General features: G+C 64.1%; 18 protein-coding genes. 9 read left to right on the forward strand and 9 right to left on the reverse strand.

All coding sequences use genetic code 11. The features are described 5' to 3' along the window. The first annotated feature begins 77 nt into the window (after positions 1-77). Both AC3EMP_RS28305 and AC3EMP_RS28310 read left to right on the forward strand, forming a co-directional pair. A complete protein-coding gene (locus AC3EMP_RS28305; protein ID WP_245260143.1) occupies positions 78-338 on the forward strand; it encodes a hypothetical protein in 261 nt (86 codons plus the stop codon). Positions 339-342: 4 nt separating this feature from the next. Next, positions 343-462, forward strand: a complete 120-nt coding sequence (locus AC3EMP_RS28310) for a helix-turn-helix domain-containing protein (protein ID WP_245260145.1) — start codon at positions 343-345, stop codon at positions 460-462. Between the two features lie 9 nt (positions 463-471). Here AC3EMP_RS28310 and AC3EMP_RS28315 read toward each other — a convergent pair whose 3' ends face one another. From AC3EMP_RS28315 to ypfJ, 3 genes are all read right to left on the reverse strand, one after another. Continuing rightward, positions 472-1392 carry an aldo/keto reductase gene (locus AC3EMP_RS28315; RefSeq protein ID WP_352446380.1) on the reverse strand — a complete coding sequence of 307 codons (921 nt, stop codon included), beginning with the start codon at positions 1390-1392 and terminating at the stop codon, positions 472-474. Then, on the reverse strand, positions 1389-2654 hold the full coding sequence (locus tag AC3EMP_RS28320; protein WP_352446378.1) for a TCR/Tet family MFS transporter: 1266 nt from the start codon (positions 2652-2654) through the stop codon (positions 1389-1391). Before AC3EMP_RS28320 ends, AC3EMP_RS28315 begins: the two co-directional genes overlap by 4 nt. Positions 2655-2830: 176 nt before the next feature. Next, on the reverse strand, positions 2831-3766 hold the full coding sequence (gene ypfJ / locus AC3EMP_RS28325) for a KPN_02809 family neutral zinc metallopeptidase (RefSeq protein WP_023672436.1): 936 nt from the start codon (positions 3764-3766) through the stop codon (positions 2831-2833). 186 nt (positions 3767-3952) lie between these two features. Here ypfJ and AC3EMP_RS28330 point away from each other — a divergent pair, with 186 nt between their 5' ends. Beyond that, entirely contained in the window at positions 3953-6019 is a 2067-nt protein-coding gene (locus AC3EMP_RS28330) for a hypothetical protein (protein WP_488494702.1), read from the forward strand. Positions 6020-6047: 28 nt separating this feature from the next. On the opposite strand, the gene AC3EMP_RS28335 is transcribed toward AC3EMP_RS28330, so the two are convergent. Both AC3EMP_RS28335 and mntR read right to left on the reverse strand, forming a co-directional pair. After that, positions 6048-6236, reverse strand: coding sequence for a hypothetical protein (locus AC3EMP_RS28335; protein WP_023672434.1), 189 nt, complete (start codon positions 6234-6236; stop codon positions 6048-6050). A gap of 91 nt (positions 6237-6327) precedes the next feature. Then, positions 6328-6783, reverse strand: coding sequence for a manganese-binding transcriptional regulator MntR (mntR, locus tag AC3EMP_RS28340; RefSeq protein ID WP_023683789.1), 456 nt, complete (start codon positions 6781-6783; stop codon positions 6328-6330). A gap of 257 nt (positions 6784-7040) precedes the next feature. On the opposite strand from mntR, the gene AC3EMP_RS28345 reads away from it, so the two are divergent. The 3 genes from AC3EMP_RS28345 to AC3EMP_RS28355 all read left to right on the forward strand — a co-directional run bounded on the left by AC3EMP_RS28345 (position 7041) and on the right by AC3EMP_RS28355 (position 10178). Beyond that, positions 7041-8399: an Nramp family divalent metal transporter gene (locus AC3EMP_RS28345; RefSeq protein ID WP_023672432.1), complete on the forward strand. Its 1359-nt coding sequence runs from the start codon at positions 7041-7043 to the stop codon at positions 8397-8399. A gap of 153 nt (positions 8400-8552) precedes the next feature. Continuing rightward, positions 8553-9410 carry a protein-L-isoaspartate O-methyltransferase family protein gene (locus tag AC3EMP_RS28350; protein ID WP_023683788.1) on the forward strand — a complete coding sequence of 286 codons (858 nt, stop codon included), beginning with the start codon at positions 8553-8555 and terminating at the stop codon, positions 9408-9410. Positions 9411-9527: 117 nt separating this feature from the next. Further along, positions 9528-10178: a dihydrofolate reductase family protein gene (locus tag AC3EMP_RS28355; protein WP_023683787.1), complete on the forward strand. Its 651-nt coding sequence runs from the start codon at positions 9528-9530 to the stop codon at positions 10176-10178. Between the two features lie 63 nt (positions 10179-10241). On the opposite strand, the gene AC3EMP_RS28360 is transcribed toward AC3EMP_RS28355, so the two are convergent. Further along, positions 10242-11120: a LysR family transcriptional regulator gene (locus AC3EMP_RS28360; RefSeq protein WP_444848984.1), complete on the reverse strand. Its 879-nt coding sequence runs from the start codon at positions 11118-11120 to the stop codon at positions 10242-10244. 87 nt (positions 11121-11207) lie between these two features. Between AC3EMP_RS28360 and AC3EMP_RS28365 the strand changes: the two genes are divergently transcribed. After that, positions 11208-11807: a LysE family translocator gene (locus AC3EMP_RS28365; RefSeq protein WP_023689744.1), complete on the forward strand. Its 600-nt coding sequence runs from the start codon at positions 11208-11210 to the stop codon at positions 11805-11807. Between the two features lie 162 nt (positions 11808-11969). Here AC3EMP_RS28365 and AC3EMP_RS28370 read toward each other — a convergent pair whose 3' ends face one another. Then, a complete protein-coding gene (locus AC3EMP_RS28370) occupies positions 11970-12764 on the reverse strand; it encodes an SDR family NAD(P)-dependent oxidoreductase (protein ID WP_023689743.1) in 795 nt (264 codons plus the stop codon). A gap of 181 nt (positions 12765-12945) precedes the next feature. Here AC3EMP_RS28370 and AC3EMP_RS28375 point away from each other — a divergent pair, with 181 nt between their 5' ends. Then, positions 12946-13410, forward strand: coding sequence for a MarR family winged helix-turn-helix transcriptional regulator (locus tag AC3EMP_RS28375; protein WP_023689742.1), 465 nt, complete (start codon positions 12946-12948; stop codon positions 13408-13410). Between the two features lie 29 nt (positions 13411-13439). Here AC3EMP_RS28375 and AC3EMP_RS28380 read toward each other — a convergent pair whose 3' ends face one another. After that, complete coding sequence (locus tag AC3EMP_RS28380) at positions 13440-14618, reverse strand: MFS transporter (protein WP_023683782.1); 1179 nt, start codon at positions 14616-14618, stop codon at positions 13440-13442. 199 nt (positions 14619-14817) lie between these two features. Between AC3EMP_RS28380 and AC3EMP_RS28385 the strand changes: the two genes are divergently transcribed. Next, complete coding sequence (locus tag AC3EMP_RS28385) at positions 14818-15174, forward strand: ArsR/SmtB family transcription factor (RefSeq protein WP_023683780.1); 357 nt, start codon at positions 14818-14820, stop codon at positions 15172-15174. A 20-nt stretch (positions 15175-15194) separates the two neighbouring features. Here the strand turns inward: AC3EMP_RS28385 and AC3EMP_RS28390 are convergent, their stop codons facing one another. Further along, positions 15195-15665: a nucleoside deaminase gene (locus AC3EMP_RS28390; RefSeq protein ID WP_023672423.1), complete on the reverse strand. Its 471-nt coding sequence runs from the start codon at positions 15663-15665 to the stop codon at positions 15195-15197. Positions 15666-15759: the final 94 nt, after the last annotated feature.

The following is a 15759-nucleotide window of genomic DNA, read 5'->3' on the forward strand; positions in this document are numbered from 1 at the left end:
GATCGCACGACAATCCTCGCGATCTACATCGGCAAGCGCGAAACGACGACCTACAGCCGGCCATAGGACAGCACATCATGAACGCTCCGCAAATCATAAGGACTTCAACCGGGGAAGAACTGGTCGTCATCCCGAAGGCTGACTACGAGGCATTGCTGCATGCCGCCGAAGAAGCCAGAGAAGACGCTGCGGATGTGGCGATCTACGATGAGCGGAAGGCCGAGTTCAAAACGGAAAAGCCTCTGCCCGCCGAGGTGACCATGGATATTTTGCGAGGTTCCAGCCGGGCTCAAGGCGCTGCGCAACTGGCGCAAGCTGACGCAGGGCGAGTTCGCTGATGCCATCGGTGTCAGCCAGGGCTTCCTGTCGGACCTTGAATCCAATCGCCGCAAGCCATCGGCGCAAACCAGCACCATGCTGTCGAAGGCATTGGACGTGCCCAGCGAATGGATCGAAGCCTAGTATCTAACCTTACGCCACGGGCCGGCCTTCGCTGGCCTCCAGTATGGCAAACCATTGCTGGCGGTCGAGGTCGATCTCCAGCGCCTTGACCATGGCTGCCAGCCGCTCGGGCTTCATCGTGCCCAGCACCGGCGCCAGCCGCGCCGGATGACGCAGCAGCCAGGCGATGGCGACGGCGGCGAGATCGCCGGCGCCGATCTCGGCAGCCACCGCCGCGATTGCCGCCCTGACCCGCGCCTCGCGCCCTTCCTTGCCGGTGAACAGCAAGCCGCCGCCGAGCGGCGACCAGATCATCGGCGCATAGCCGAGGCGTTGCGCGTGATCGAGGCTGCCATCCACCAGCGCATTGGTTTTCAGCACCGACATCTCGATCTGATTGGTGGCCAAGGCAAATGGCAGCCGCGAAGCCAGAAGGTCGAACTGCGAGGGCGTGAAATTCGAAACGCCGACTGCCCGCACCTTTCCTGATTTGACCAGGCCGGCAAGGGCGGCCGCCGTCTCGTCGGCATCCATCAGCGGATCCGGCCGGTGCAGCAACAACAGGTCGAGATAGTCGGTGCCGAGATTGGCGAGCGAACGGTCGACCGAGGCGACGATATGGGCGGCACTGGTGTCGTAGTGCTTCAGCCGGTTCAGCGGCCGGGTTGCCGATGCCAGCATGATGTCGCATTTCGAGATCAATTCGATGCTCTCGCGCTTGCCCTTCCAGCGCGACAAGCCAGCGCCGAACGCCGCTTCGACCTCGTAATTGCCATAGATATCGGCATGGTCGAAACTGGTCAGGCCAAGGTCGACCGCGCTGCCGATCAACCGCGCGACCTGATCGGCATCCGGGCGCGCGGCGCTGTCGAGCAGGCGCCAGGCGCCGAACACCAGCCGCGAAAGCGACAAGCCGTCCTTGGTCAGCTTTATGCGGCTGTCATGGCTCATAGCTGTGCTCCATCTTCAGCGACGCCGGTGGCGGCGCTTCTCACCGCCGCCGGCCGCGCCACTTTCGTCACGAAGACGATGACTGCAAGTGTCAGGAAGCATGCCCCAACCAGATAGGGCGCGCCGCCGAACACCACGGGCGCATTCGGTCCGGTGAACCAGGAAAAGATCGCGGTGTAGAGCAGCGGCGTGATGATCGAGGTGATCGAGAAGATCGACGTCATCGCGCCCTGCAATTCGCCTTGCGCCGACGGCGGCACCTTGGCGGCGGCAAGGCTTCTCAGCGGCGGATCGGCCAGTGCTTCCAGGCAGCCGACGACGATCACCGCATAAATCATCCAGCCTTGCGAGGCGAAGGCGTAGCCGAAGGCGCTGGCCGCCGTGAATGTCAGGCCGATGACCGCCGTCCTCCATTCGCCAAGTTTGGGGATCACGCGCGGCAGCACCGTCGCCATGACGATCGCCCCACACAGGCCGAAGGCGCCGAGCGAGAAGCCGATCTGCTGCTCGCTCCAGCCATAACGATAATTGGACACGAACGACCACACCGCCGGATACATCATGTGGCCGAGCGTCATTAGGAAGAAGGCGAGCCCGATCCAGCCGATGCCCTGATATTGGCGCATCTGCAGCAGCGTGCCGACCGGGTTGGCGCGTTTCCACTCGAAGCGGCGGCGGTGCTTTTCATCGAGCGTTTCAGGCAGGAAGAACATGGCGATGAGGAAGTTCACGAAGGCAAGCCCGGCGGCAAAGTAAAACGGCACTCGCGGCCCGAACGTGCCGAGCAGCCCGCCCAGCACCGGCCCAATGACGAAGCCGACGCCGAAGGCGATGCCGAGCAGACCGAAATTCTTCGCCCGGTTGTCATCGTTCGAGATGTCGGCAATGAAGGCCGACGTCGTCGAATAGCTGGCGCCCGAAATGCCGGCCAGCACGCGGCCGATGAACAGCATCGGATAGGACCAGGCGATGGCGCAGATCAGATTGTCGATCGAGAATGTAAGCACCGAGGCAAGCAGGATCGGCCGCCGCCCGAAGCGGTCGCTCAATCCACCCATGATTGGCGCGAAGAAGAACTGCATCGCCGCATAGACGAAGAACAGCCAGCCGCCTTCGATCGCCGCTTCGCTGATGCCGACGCCGGAAAGCTCCCTGAGAAAGGCCGGCAACACCGGCATGATCATGCCGAAGCCGATAATGTCGAGCAGCAGCGTGGTGAAGACGAGCGCAAGGCCCCGCCTGGCGGTTTTGGGGTCGATCATGATGGCGTCTGCTCCCTGAGACCGCCCTTGGGCGGGCGCCCGTTATAGGCGAGGCGCCACTTTGGAACAATAGGAGAACGCCTCAGGCGTTCTCCTCCTGACATCTGTTGCCGGTGGTGAATTGGCCCGCCGACGGATGCGCTTTGGACCGCGGTCGGCTGGAACTTGCGAGCGCCTCAAACCGGACCGGTCAGCGTGTTGCAATCCGACAGCTTGCCGCTCTTGTAGCCGCGCGCCAGCCAGGTCTGCCGCTGCTGCGACGTCCCGTGGTTGAAGCTTTCCGGCACGACATAGCCCTGCATCTTCTTCTGCAGCGTATCGTCGCCGATCTGCTTGGCGGCGTTGAGCGCCTCTTCGATGTCGCCCTGTTCCAGAATGCCCTTCTGCGCGGTGAAATGCGCCCAAACGCCGGCGAAGCAGTCGGCCTGCAGCTCGATGCGCACCGACATCTGGTTGGCTTCCGCCTCACCCATCGACTGCCGCATCTGGTTGAACTTGGGCAGGATGCCGGTGAGGTTCTGCACATGGTGACCGACTTCATGAGCGATCACATAGGCTTGGGCGAAATCCCCCGAGGCGCCGAACTGCTGGTCGAGCTGCTGGAAGAAGGTGGTGTCGAGGTAGACCTTGTGGTCGCCGGGACAATAGAACGGTCCGGCTGCCGTCGAGGCGGAGCCGCAGGCCGAGCGGATCTGGCCGCTGAACAGCACAAGCTTCGGGTCCTCGTATTTCAGGCCCTGCGACTGGAAGATGCCGGTCCAGGTCTCTTCGGTCTCGGCCAGCACGGTCGCCACGAACTGCTTCATCTCGTCGGAAGCAGGCGTGCCGGCGCCGTCGTCCTGGCCGCCGCTGTTGTCGGTAATCTGGCCACCGCCACCCGGCAGCACGCCGCCGCCGTCGCCGCTGCCCAGGATCTGCGACGGGTCGAAGCCGAAATACCATCCGGCCAGCACCACGAGGACGACCAGCAATATGCTGCCGCCGCCGCCGGTGCGGCCGCCGATCGGGATGCGGAACTGGCCAGGGCTGCCGCCGCCGAAACCACCACCGCCGCCGCTGTCGCTGCGCTCGTCCTCGACATTGTCACTCTGACGGCGGCCCTTCCAGAGCATGGCAACTCCCCGTATGCAAATTTCGGCTGGCTTGGCCGATGTCGTGGCCCACTCCGACCCAACAGACAATTATCGCAATGGTTGCGCCAAGTCACAGTATTTTTCGTGGCAGCGGCATCGCGTTCGCACTCTGGTCGAGGCGGCATGCGCGCTGTAGCATCCGGTTCGAACGGGGGTGTCGGGGACTTGCGGACAATCGGTCGATTTCTGCTGCTGGCGGTGGTGCTATGCCTCGGCCCGTCGCCGGCGCGCGCCGTGACGCTCGATTCCAGCGTCGCCGTAACCGATCCCGAGACATTGCAGGCGCTTGAGCGTGGCGGCCTCTCGATCAGCCGCCTGCTCGGCCCGGCGCTGGGTCTCACGCGCGAGGTCGACAATCGGGGCCTGTTTTCGGTGCGCGCGCTGACCCCTATCCGCAACGCCGTAAAGCAGGAGATCGCCGACGAGCCTGCCAATAGCCCCGATCCTTACGTCGCGGCCATGGCCAAGTCGAAGGACACCAGCCAGAAATTCAACCCGAAATACATCGACGATGACGGCTCGACGCTCGACCTGACCGGCGTCGTCAACCGCATGGACCGCGGCTATCTCGGCCACACCGAATGCGGCGAGATCAGGCTGATCTACCGCTTCCATTATTCGGTGGCGGAGAAGCCCACGAAGGGAAAGACAGCGCAACGAATCTCGTCGCGGCTGCCGCTGACCATGAGCCTGGTCTTCAACGCCAGGCCCGGTGAGGCTCACGCCCGCGCTTCGAGAGACCGTCCAAGCGCCACCGCCGTTTCCTGTGCCGAAATCGCCAAGCGCTGGCTCGCCGCCGGCCAGAAGAACCTTGCGCCCGAGCAACTGGCAGCCTGGCTGCGCTCCGACGAAGGGCCGCTCTCCAACGCCATGCTGAATTCGTCGCAGATCATGCGGCTTGAGCTGAACATGCAGGTTCTCCGGCTGTCGGCCTCGAGCCGCCGCGACTTCGGTGGCCACGCCGAATATCTCCTCAAGATTTTCAAATGGGACCCAACGACGTCCACCTTCCAGGAATTGAAGATGGAGAACCAGATCGACCGGAAAGTGGTTCTGGCCGACCGGCCGGCCTTCGCCAAATGGCTGCTGACCGACCGCAACCTCTACGACCTCGATCGCGGCCGGCTGGTCATCGACGACAAATTCCTGGCGACCAGCGCCGTCTCGGTCGCACCCGGCGGCATGGCCAGGTCGCAAAACAATATCGCCTATGGGCTGCTCGACGATGCCGACATCGACAAGGCACTGCAGGACTATGTCGCCAAGGGCAACGAGCTGCGCAGCGTGAAATCGGTGGCCGGCTTCAATCTGCGTCTCAACGAAATGACCTGCACCGGCTGCCACCAGACGCACGGCATTGCCGGCTTCCATTACACCGGCGCCGATCCGGCCAGCGAGCCGCGCCGCAACGCCGTCTTCGTCCCCGGCTCGGCGGTGTTCTTCGCCGACCTGCCGCGCCGCCGCGCCATCGTCGAGGACTTCGCCGCCGGCGGCCATCCGGATTTCTCACGCGGCTTCGCCGCCCGTCCGGTCGCCAAACTCGCCGAAGCGCTGAAAGGCACCGATCTCTACAATGGCTGGGGGTCGATCTGCTACAGTGGCGAGGATACGAGCTTCAAGGACTGGAACTGCGGCGAAAGCCTGCGCTGCGCCGGCGTCCATGAAAGCGACATCCATCCGGGCTTCGGCACCTGCGTCAGCGAGGCGGCCACCGCAGTCGGCGACCCCGTCGAGTTCGGCGAGATCAAGATGTCGAGCTGGGGCAGCGACAAATATTGCCGCCTGTCGCCGGCCACCGCAAAAGCCTGCGCCATCGATCCGGCGCGCGACAAGAAACCGGTAATCAAGCTCGCCGGCTATGGCGCGGCGCGCCAACGCTATGACAACCCCGAGCAGAAGACCGGTGGCTTTCCCGGGGGCATGCTGCGCAAGGCAAGCTGCGACAAGCTTCCCGACGAGGCGACTTGCGGCCGCCTGGCCAAGACCGGTTTCAACGACTGCATCGCGTCGGGCAAGGACCACAAATTCTGCACCAAGGAATTCACCAAGACCGCCGGCCTGCGCGCCTGCGACAAGGCGCATCCCTGCCGCGAGGACTATATCTGCACCGCCGGCTACGACGATCTGGCCGCAGCCAAGCCTGGGAAGGGCTCCTGCATTCCGCCCTATTTCATATTCCAGTTCCGCGTCGACGGCCATCCGCGCAGTTGGGTGCAGGACACCGAGGAATGAGCGGCAGGTTGCCGCTTGCGAACAGAACTCAGATCTTCTGCTTGGTGCCGGCGCTTTTGCCGTCCGAGCTTTTGGAGCGTTCCTCGAAACGCGCGGCGCCCTTTTTCAGCGCATGGCCGGTTTCGACCTCGGTCTTGCGTTCGTCCTTTGCCGCTGCCTGCCTCAAACCCTCGGCCGCCTGCTTGCCCTTCGCGGTCGGTGCCTGTTCGACGCCCATGTTTTCCTCCTTGGCGCGCAACAATCACGCGCAACGTCAGGAGCAACGAGCCTGACGTGCGGAGGTTCCAGTGGTGCGGCACCGGCACCCCTCAGCGCGGCGCGATCATCGCCTTGCGAAAGGCTTCCAGCGTCTCGGCGCTGACATGATGCTCGATGCCCTCGGCATCGATGCGCGCCGTCTCGGCGCTGACACCGAGCGAACGCAAAAACGCTTCTACCGTCTGGTGGCGGATGCGGCTCTCTTCCGCCACCTTGCGCCCGGCGTCGGTCAGGAACACACCGCGATAGGGTTTTCTGGAAACGAGCCCGTCGGCGCACAGCCTGGTCAGCATCTTGGCCACCGTCGGCTGGGCGACACCCAGCCGCGCAGCAATATCGACCTGACGCGCCTCATTGCCGTCCTCGATCAGGTCGGCGATCAGCTCGACATAATCCTCGACCAGCGCGCCGCGGCGCGCTTCGCGCTGCTGCCGGAACCCTTTCGAATGAATCTCGGCGTCCGGCAGCGGCTCCTCGCGTCCAACCCGTCTGTGCTTCAGCGCCAACACGCGCTCCTTCCTATCTTTTGACAAGAATCGGCTTTGGGCAAAGCAATCGCCCTTTGCCATTCATAGCACGGGCTTAACTATTCCAGCCGTTTATTTCCATTCCATGGCAGGCGCAACCGGCGTTTGCGATCCCCTGCCGGCCTGCCGGTCGGCGCAACAGGAAGCACATACAATGAAATATAGCCTATTGCATAATGTTGAGCCCTGGCATAGATAGGATGACGTCAACCGATCCACCCAGTGGAAAGCCCTCCATGTCCGAAGCTGACGCTACCTTGGGATCATCCTGGCGATTTGACAGGCCGGAGGACAATCCTCCCAGCCTGCGCGAGGTGAACTCCACGATCGCGGTGCCACAGTCCGGCGTCTGGTTCCGTCGCCTGTTCGCCTTCATGGGACCGGGCTACATGGTCTCGGTCGGCTATATGGATCCGGGCAACTGGGCCACCGACCTCGCCGGCGGCGCCCAGTTCGGCTACACGCTATTGTTCATCATCATGCTGTCCAACCTGATGGCGATCCTGCTGCAGGCGCTTGCCGCCCGGCTTGGCATCGCCACCGGCCGCGACCTCGCCCAGGCCTGCCGCGCCTATTATCCGCGTCCCGTCAGTTTCGTGCTGTGGATCGCCTGCGAACTCGCCATCATCGCCTGCGACCTCGCCGAGGTGATCGGCACGGCGATCGCGCTGCAGCTTCTGTTCGGCATTCCGCTGATCGGCGGCGCGTTGCTGACGGCGCTCGACGCCTTCATCGTGCTGCTCTTGATGAACAAGGGTTTCCGCTATCTCGAAGCCTTCGTCATCGCGCTTCTGATCATCATCTTCGGCTGTTTCGCCATCCAGATCTTTGCCGCTGCCCCTCCGGTCGGCTCGATCCTGCATTCGATGTTCGTGCCGTCGACGGAGATCGTCACCAATCCGGCGATGCTATACATCGCCATCGGCATCATCGGCGCCACGGTGATGCCGCACAATCTCTACCTGCACTCCTCGATCGTACAGACACGCGCCTATGAACGGACCGAAAAAGGCAAGCGCGACGCCATTAAATGGGCGACGACGGACTCGACCATCGCGCTCGTCCTGGCGCTGTTCGTCAACGCCTCGATCCTGATCGTCTCGGCGGTGGCCTTCCATGGCACCGGCCATCAGGATGTCGCCGAGATCGGCCAAGCCTTCGAGCTCTTGTCGCCACTGCTCGGCCTCGGCATCGCCTCCATCCTGTTTGCGGTGGCGCTGCTGGCCTCCGGCCTCAACTCGACGGTTACGGCAACGCTTGCCGGCCAGATCGTCATGGAAGGCTTTTTGCGCCTGCGCATTCCGCAATGGGCGCGCCGGCTGCTGACGCGCGGCATCGCCATCGTCCCGGTGGTGGTCGTCACCGCGCTCTATGGCGAAAAGGGCACCGGCCAGTTGCTGGTCTTCAGCCAGGTGGTACTGTCGATGCAGCTGCCCTTCGCAGTTATCCCGCTGGTGCAGTTCGTCTCCGACAAGAAGAAGATGGGCAACCTTGCCATTCCCCGCGGCGTGGCGGTCCTCGCCTGGGTCGTCGCGGCGGTCATCCTGGTGCTCAACTTCAAGCTGCTCTACGACACCGTCTTCGGCGTCGGCTGAGTTTCATCTTGAGCAGTTCGCCGTTTCGCCGAAACGGCGAACTGCTCTATGTCTTGTTTTGACGCAATTCCGGGCGGAAAGCCGCCTCACACCTTTCCTGGAATTGCTCAAGACGGCGACAAACCGGCGGCTTGCGCTATCTTACCGGCCATCATGACAAGTGTCGAAGACGCCAGGAAATTTTACGCGCAGCTGATGGCGGCCAATGCCGGCTCGGCCGATCCGCGCCTCGAAGAGGCGTTCGCCACCGTTCCGCGCGAGGCCTTTCTCGGTCCCGGACCCTGGGCGGTAGTCGCCGGCAGGGCGCTCACCACCGGCAACGGCAAGATCATGACGCCGAGCGCCGATCCTGTTCACATCTATCAGGACGTGCTGGTGGCGCTCGATGCCGACAAGGGCATCAACAATGGAGAACCCTCCTTGCACGCGATGTGGATCGGCAGGATCGCCCCCAGACCGGACGAGGCCGTCACCCATATCGGCGCCGGCACAGGCTACTACACCGCCTTGCTGGCGCGGCTGGTTGCGCCCGGCCCGGTGACCGCCTTCGAAATAGAGGCAGATCTTGCTGCCAGAGCAACAAAGAATCTCGAAACCTACGGCAATGTAAGCGTCGTCCACGGCGATGCCGTCACCGGCGATCTGCCGCCGTCCGACATCATCTATGTCAATGCCGGTGTCGTCGCACCGCCGGCTCCTTGGCTTCGGGCGCTGAAAGCGGGCGGCCGCATGATCTTTCCCTGGCGTCCGTCCCAGGGCGTCGGCCTGGCCGTGATGGTAACCCGCAACGACAAGGGCTTTGCCTGCGACCCCTTCATGCGCTCGTGGTTCATCCCCTGCGTCGGCGCCTCGGCGGCCGGTTCGGCGGCCAAAATCCCCGACCTCCAGAAGGCGGCGCGCAGCCTTTCGATCTGGCTGACATCAGACAGGGCGCCGGACCGGACCGCCACCGCCATCATCGGCGACCTCTGGTTTTCGTCGCAGGCGCTTGGCGGCGGGCGACGGCGGTAGGTACCCTTGTCGGCCGGCAGCGTTTTTTTGCCAACGCCTGTCGGGCGGCCGCCGGCCTGTCCGTCCTTAGATCGAAATCCGGCCCTGACGGCGCGGATCCTGGAAAAGGAAAATCCAATGCGAAAGATCATCGCCGCTACCTTCGTCAGCCTCGACGGCGTCATGCAGGCGCCGGGCGGCCCGGAAGAAGACCCGGTTGGCGGCTTCGAGTTCGGCGGCTGGACGTTCCACTACTTCGACGAGGTGGCGGGCGTGGCCATGGAGGAATTGTTCTCTAAGCCCTTCGCCCTGCTGCTCGGCCGCAGAACCTACGACATCTTCGCCGCTTACTGGCCGTATCAGAAAGATGCCATCGGAGATGCCTTCAACCCTGCGACTAAATATGTGGCGACGCATCGGCCGGATTCGCTCACCTGGGAAAATACGCAATGGCTTGGAGAAGATATCGTCGCGGCGTTGCGCCGCCTCAAGAAGGAAGATGGGCCTGACCTGCTCATCCAGGGTTCGAGCGAGCTGATCCAGAATTTGCTCGCCAACGGGCTGATCGACGAGATCCGGTTGATGATCTTCCCGCTGCTGCTGGGCAAGGGCAAGCGGCTGTTCGATGGTGGTGCGATGCCCGCCGCTTTCAAGCTGGTCAAGTCGCAGGCCACTACCACAGGCGTCATCATGGCGACCTACGAACGCGGGGGTGAGGTCAAGGTCGGGTCGTTCGCTACGCAGAAGCCGTCAGAGGCCGAGCTCGAGCGGCGTAAGAACTGGAAGTAACAGGGACAGGCTTGGCACCTTTCCTCTCCCCCGATCGACGGGGGAGAGGAAATGCAAGTTCTGTCAAGCCGCCACAGCCCGCCGTGCCAACCCACCCCGGATATACCGCGCGAACTCCTGCGCTGCCGGCGCCGTGCCGTACTTCGGCAAATGCAGATTGATGGAAAAATTCGGCAGCGGCGGCAGCCCGGCATCAAAAGCCAGGATGTCAAGATCGGCAGGCACGGTGGAGGCCAGCCAGGCGGTGACGGCAAGGTCGGAGCGCACTGTCGCGGTCGTCGCGTCGATGTTGCCGTTCTCGAACACGGTGCGCCATTCCAGCCCGTGCTCGTTCAGCGCCGACAGCACCACCGGGCGGAAGGCGCAGGTGTCGGCGACGATCGACACCGGCAGCGGCCGCTTGGCGCGGGCGACGCCGCCCTTGGCCCCCACCCAGACCAGCCGGTCAATGGCCAGGCACTCACCGGCCGACGGGCCGACCCGTTCCTCGATGACGGCAAGGTCGATGGTGCCGGCCGCGAGGGCCGCGGCAAGGTCCGGCGAAGCCGCACAGAGCAGTGAAATCTCGACCTGCGGATAGGTCTCGGCATAGGCCTTCAGCACCGGCGCCAGCAAAGTGCCGACAAGGTCATAGGGAACACCGAGCCGCACCTGGCCGGCGACCTCGGTGCCCGCCATCTCGGCCCAGATCTCGTCATTGAGGCCAAGCAACCGTTTGCCCTTGCCGAACAGCCGCTCGCCGGGCCGCGTCAGCCGCAAGCCACGCCGGTCGCGCTCGAACAGGCTGCAGCCGAGCGCTTCTTCCAGCCGCTTGATCTGCTGGCTTACGGCGCCTTGCGTCAGATGCAGCGCGTTCGCCGCCGCCGTCATGCTGGCCTTGTCGGCGACAGTGACGAAGGTGCGGATCAGCGCTGTGTCGAGGTTGCGGATCATGGATGGCATTATATCTGCTAATGCCAACCATCGCAAACATTGCATTTACTGAAGTATGCGGAAGTCTACCATTGGGCTTTTGATGAAGGACGCCTCATGTTGCAGCCCATCTTTCCGCTCATCCTGTTTGCCTTCGTGGCCACCGTCACGCCCGGCATCGCCACCACCCTGTCGACTGCCTCAGGTGCACAGTTCGGTTTTCGCCGTTCCGTTCCCCTATTGGTCGGCAGCGCCGCCGGTCTCGCCACCGTGACCGCTGCTGCCGCCGCCGGGCTCGCCGGTCTGCTGCTGGCCATGCCTTCGCTGCAACTGGCGATGAAAATCATCGGCTCGCTCTATCTCATCTGGCTGGCAATCAAGATCGGCCGCGCCGGGCCGCCCAATCTCGATGTGGCGATGGCAAAACCCAACAGCTTCTTCGGCGGCGCCGGCATTCAATGGATGAACCCGAAGGGCTGGGCGATGGGACTGGGGGCGGCGGCCTCGTTCGCGGCCCTTGCCGACGGGCCGGGACAACTCGCGCTGCTGCTCGGCTCGACCTTCGGCCTCACTGCAGCCGTCTCGCTGTCGATCTGGTGCGTGGCGGGCATGGTGCTGGCACGGCTGCTCGAGACCGAATGGCAATGGCGCGCGCTCAACATCGTGCTGGCGCTGGTGCTGGCTGCATCGATCATACCTATGTGGCGGGGAGCGTAAACGCAGAGGTCGGCGCCAGTACCCCCACCCGGACCTGCGGTCCGACCTCCCCACAAAGGGGAGGTAGGGGAGCGCGCACTTTACCCTCCCCCTTGTGGGGAGGGCCGCGAACGAAGTGAGCGGGGTGGGGGTCCTGGTTCGCGAAGCGAACCAGCTCTCTCCTCAGACCGCGTAGCGGGCAGCAGGCTTGTCGGCGTGCAGGCTGCCGTAGAAGACTTGCCTTGCGCCGAGGAAGGCGTCGAGCTTGGTCGCATCGGCAAGTGCCGGCACGGTGACGGCTTCGCCCCTGGATAGGCCCACAAGCGCGGCATCGACCATATCGTCGGCGGACATGATGATCTCCTTCGGCAGATTGTCGATATCGCCACCGGCGAGCTCCCAGAAATCGGTGCGGGTCGCGCCCGGCAGCACCGCCTGGACCTTCACATTGGTGCCGGCGACTTCGCGGTGCAGGGCCTCGGTGAAGTTGACGACATAGGCCTTGGTGCCGCTGTAGATGCCGCCGAACGAGGTATCATAGGCGAGCACAGAGGCGATGTTGACGATGGCGCCGCGGTTGCGCGCAAGAAGCCCCGGCAGAACGGCGCGGGTCAGGCGGGTCAAGGCGATGACGTTGACCTTGATCATGCGCTCGGCCTCGTCGGCGTCGGCCGTTGCCACCACGGCCTGGCCACCAATGCCGGCATTGTTGACCAGCAGCGTGACGCTGTCGTCGGCTGCGATCGCCTGCTCGACGCGGCGCACATCATTGTCGTCGGCAAGATCGGCTGATATCACGCTGACCTTGCGCTTGTAAGCATATCGCAGCTTTTCAGCCAGTTCCTCCAGCCGGTCGGCGCGCCGCGCTACCAGCACCAGATCGTAGCCTTGCCCGGCCAGCCGGTCGGCATAGACCGCGCCGATGCCGGCCGATGCGCCGGTGACGACTGCGGTACCCTTGTTGTCCTGTCCACTCATTGTCCTGTTCCTTTTTTCTGCCCGGCGAGACAGGTCGATGAACCCTTGTCCCGCCCTGATCTCCAATTAGTGGCATATACCACTTTCCGGGAAGTAGGCATATACCACCATCTTGTCAACGGAGGCGGCAGAAACTATTTCTGCGACAGGCCGGCAGCGGTTTTGCCGGCAAGGAGTCGTGATGAGCAAGACCGCGCTGCCGGGATTCAGCCTTTGCAACAACGCCACGCTGCGGCGCGCCGCGCGCAAGCTCGGCCGCTTTTATGACGATGTAATCTCGCCTTCGGGTCTGAAGGGCACACAGTACGGCCTGCTCTACCAGATCCATGTCAGCAACGAGCCGGCGATGGGCACGATAGCCGAAGCGATGGTCATGGACCTGTCGGCGCTCGGCCATACGCTGAAGCCGCTGATCCGCGACGGCTATGTCGACACCTTCGCCGACAAGGACGACCGCCGCGTCAAGCGGGTGCGGCTGACGCCGCAAGGCCAGGCCAAGCTCGAGGAGACGACGAAATTGTGGACCATTGCCCAGCAGCGCTTCGAGGCGCTGGTCGGCCAGCAGCGAGCGGCAGATCTGCGCGCTATGCTGGATGAAGTCGCGGCGCTGGAGTACGACGTGCCGGCGGCCGCCCCTTCAAGCTGAAAGAGCGGCCGCCGGTCCTTTGCAAAGATCTATTCGGCCGGCATGGCGACCGGCCGGGCCGCCCAGCGGCCGGCCAGCACCACGCCAAGCCCGATCAGCGGGAAGATGGCGGCGACCAGGCCGAGATCGGCCGGCACGCCGTAGCGCAGCACGGCGCCGCCGACCACAGCACCCAGCGCCACGCCGAGATAGAGGGCCGAAGCGTTGAGCGACAGCACGATCGGGGCGGCGTCGGGCGCCAGCTTGATGATGCGGCTGGCCTGCGCCGGCGGAAATGCCCAGCCGACCATGCCCCACGGCACCATCATGGCCATCAATGCCGGCCCGGCGAGATGCTGCGGCAGGAAGGTCGGGATGACCGAGAGCATCACCAGCATGACGGCGCTCAGCGCCAGAGACCAGCCGACGGTGCGCGTCGCACCAAAACGGTCGGCCGCCTGGCCGCCGGCTATGTTGCCGATGACGGCGCCGACACCGAAGGCGAGCAGCATGCCGGGCAGCGCAATCGGGCTGAGGCCGCCGCTCTGGATGGCCAGCGGCGCGATATAGGAAAACACCGAGAAGGCGCCGATCAGGGCAAGAGCGGTGGTCAGCAGGATCGGCATGACGCCGGGGCGCAGCGCCGCAGCCAGGCGCCGCCTGAGCGGCAGCTTGGTGCCGACAATTCCGCGCGGCAGCCGGTACCACAGGATGGCGCCGACCAGCGCGCCGAGCCCGGCAATGGCAAAGAAGGTCCCGCGCCAGCCGGCTATCGTGGCAACCAGCGCGCCGAGCGGTGCACCCAGCGCAACCGCCACCGTGGTTCCGCCGACGACGACTGCAATGGCCCGCGCCCGGTGGTGGTCATCGACCAGCGCCACCGCCGTGCCTTGAGCGGTAGCGGCAAACAGGCCTGACGACAGCGCCATGATGATGCGGGCAATGAGCAGCAGCTCGAAGGACGAGCTCAGCGCCGCCACCACATTGCCGATGACGAAGAACGCCAGCGTCCACAAGATGACGCGGCGCCGGTCCCATTCGCCGGTCAGCGTTGCCAGGATCGGCGTGCCGATGGCGTAAGCCAGCGCGAAGGCGGTGATCAGCGTGCCGGCGAGCGGAATGGAAATGCGGGCGTCGGTGGCGATGTCAGGCAGCAGGCTGGAGATGACGAAGCCTTCGGTCGAGATCGTGAACGATCCGAGCGCAAGCCAAAAGAGGCGCTTGTCCATAGGGCGTGTCCTTAGTTCAAAACTTATTGAACAATTGGACATAACAGGACATGATGTCAATGAAGCCAGGTGAAAATAGCTGAAGCCTGCTGACATCCCTGTGTCAGGACAGCCGTTGGGCCAATCGCGAAACGGACTGTGCATGCCCGCGAAAGATCGACGCGTTGAAATCGACACCGACTGTGCTTAGTTTCGGGCCATGACTTTGCCGCACCCCAATACAGACCAGATCAGCCTGCCGGTTGTGCTCGGCGTGCTTGGCGACCCGACCCGGCTCGCCATCGTGCGCTATCTCGCCAGCAAGGAAGGCGTGCCGCTGAACTGCAGCCGGTTCCTCGACCTCGGCTCCAAGACCAATCTCAGCTATCACCTGGCCAAACTGCGCGAGGCCGGCGTCACCCGCGCCGAAGTGGCTGGCACCAACCGGATGATCACGCTGCGCCGCGCCGACCTCGACGCCCGCTTCCCCGGCCTGCTCGACAGCGTGATTGCGGCGGCCGGAGATGATCCGGCTCTGCCCATCGTCGGTGGCCACGACATCGAAATGCCGGCCTAACCGGTTTAGAAGTCAAGGTCCTAGCGCTGCCAAAAACCGATATGCGGGGCGAGGAGTTCCTCGTCCATCTCGGGGAAAGGGCCGTGGACCTCGACCGGCTTCTGCCCGGAGCCGAGGACTGTGCGCGACGAGAGGTTCATCGTCGGGTTCTCTGCGTGATTGCCGGTCAGCGCGAGAAGCTTGGTTTCCTCGAAGCCGTAGACCAGCCGGCCGATATTCGCCCAGTACAGCGTTCCCGTGCACATCGCACAGGGCTCGCCGGTTGTGACCAGCGTGCAGGACCAGAGGAAATCCGGCGGATAGGTGTCGGCGGCACGCCGGGAGAGCTCGGTTTCGGCGTGGCGCACGGTGTTGATGTTGCCTTGCCGCATCAGGATGCGATCGTCGGGGCCGACGAGCACGCAGCCGAAAGGATGGTGCCCGTGCGCGGCAGTCTCGCGCGCGACGTCATTGGCGGCGCGAAGGTGGGCAACCATCTGGTCGCGGGTCATCGCCTGTCCTCCCCCGGATGAACTCTGGAGCGGCGTGGACGCTAGCAGATGGAGTGCTTCCGCGATAGGCGGGGCTCCCGGCTGTCTCGAACGA

The organism is Mesorhizobium sp. P160219, assembly GCF_057786095.1.

Coding starts and splice junctions, on each gene's coding strand:
- AC3EMP_RS28365 (WP_023689744.1), top strand. CDS start 11,208: ATGTTGCAGCCCATCTTTCCGCTCATCCTGTTTGCCTTCGTGGCCACC.
- AC3EMP_RS28355 (WP_023683787.1), top strand. CDS start 9,528: ATGCGAAAGATCATCGCCGCTACCTTCGTCAGCCTCGACGGCGTCATG.
- AC3EMP_RS28360 (WP_444848984.1), bottom strand. CDS start 11,120: ATGCCATCCATGATCCGCAACCTCGACACAGCGCTGATCCGCACCTTC.
- AC3EMP_RS28385 (WP_023683780.1), top strand. CDS start 14,818: ATGACTTTGCCGCACCCCAATACAGACCAGATCAGCCTGCCGGTTGTG.
- AC3EMP_RS28345 (WP_023672432.1), top strand. CDS start 7,041: ATGTCCGAAGCTGACGCTACCTTGGGATCATCCTGGCGATTTGACAGG.
- AC3EMP_RS28305 (WP_245260143.1), top strand. CDS start 78: ATGAACGCTCCGCAAATCATAAGGACTTCAACCGGGGAAGAACTGGTC.
- AC3EMP_RS28390 (WP_023672423.1), bottom strand. CDS start 15,665: ATGACCCGCGACCAGATGGTTGCCCACCTTCGCGCCGCCAATGACGTC.
- AC3EMP_RS28370 (WP_023689743.1), bottom strand. CDS start 12,764: ATGAGTGGACAGGACAACAAGGGTACCGCAGTCGTCACCGGCGCATCG.
- AC3EMP_RS28320 (WP_352446378.1), bottom strand. CDS start 2,654: ATGATCGACCCCAAAACCGCCAGGCGGGGCCTTGCGCTCGTCTTCACC.
- AC3EMP_RS28375 (WP_023689742.1), top strand. CDS start 12,946: ATGAGCAAGACCGCGCTGCCGGGATTCAGCCTTTGCAACAACGCCACG.
- AC3EMP_RS28335 (WP_023672434.1), bottom strand. CDS start 6,236: ATGGGCGTCGAACAGGCACCGACCGCGAAGGGCAAGCAGGCGGCCGAG.
- AC3EMP_RS28380 (WP_023683782.1), bottom strand. CDS start 14,618: ATGGACAAGCGCCTCTTTTGGCTTGCGCTCGGATCGTTCACGATCTCG.
- AC3EMP_RS28315 (WP_352446380.1), bottom strand. CDS start 1,392: ATGAGCCATGACAGCCGCATAAAGCTGACCAAGGACGGCTTGTCGCTT.
- AC3EMP_RS28350 (WP_023683788.1), top strand. CDS start 8,553: ATGACAAGTGTCGAAGACGCCAGGAAATTTTACGCGCAGCTGATGGCG.
- ypfJ (WP_023672436.1), bottom strand. CDS start 3,766: ATGCTCTGGAAGGGCCGCCGTCAGAGTGACAATGTCGAGGACGAGCGC.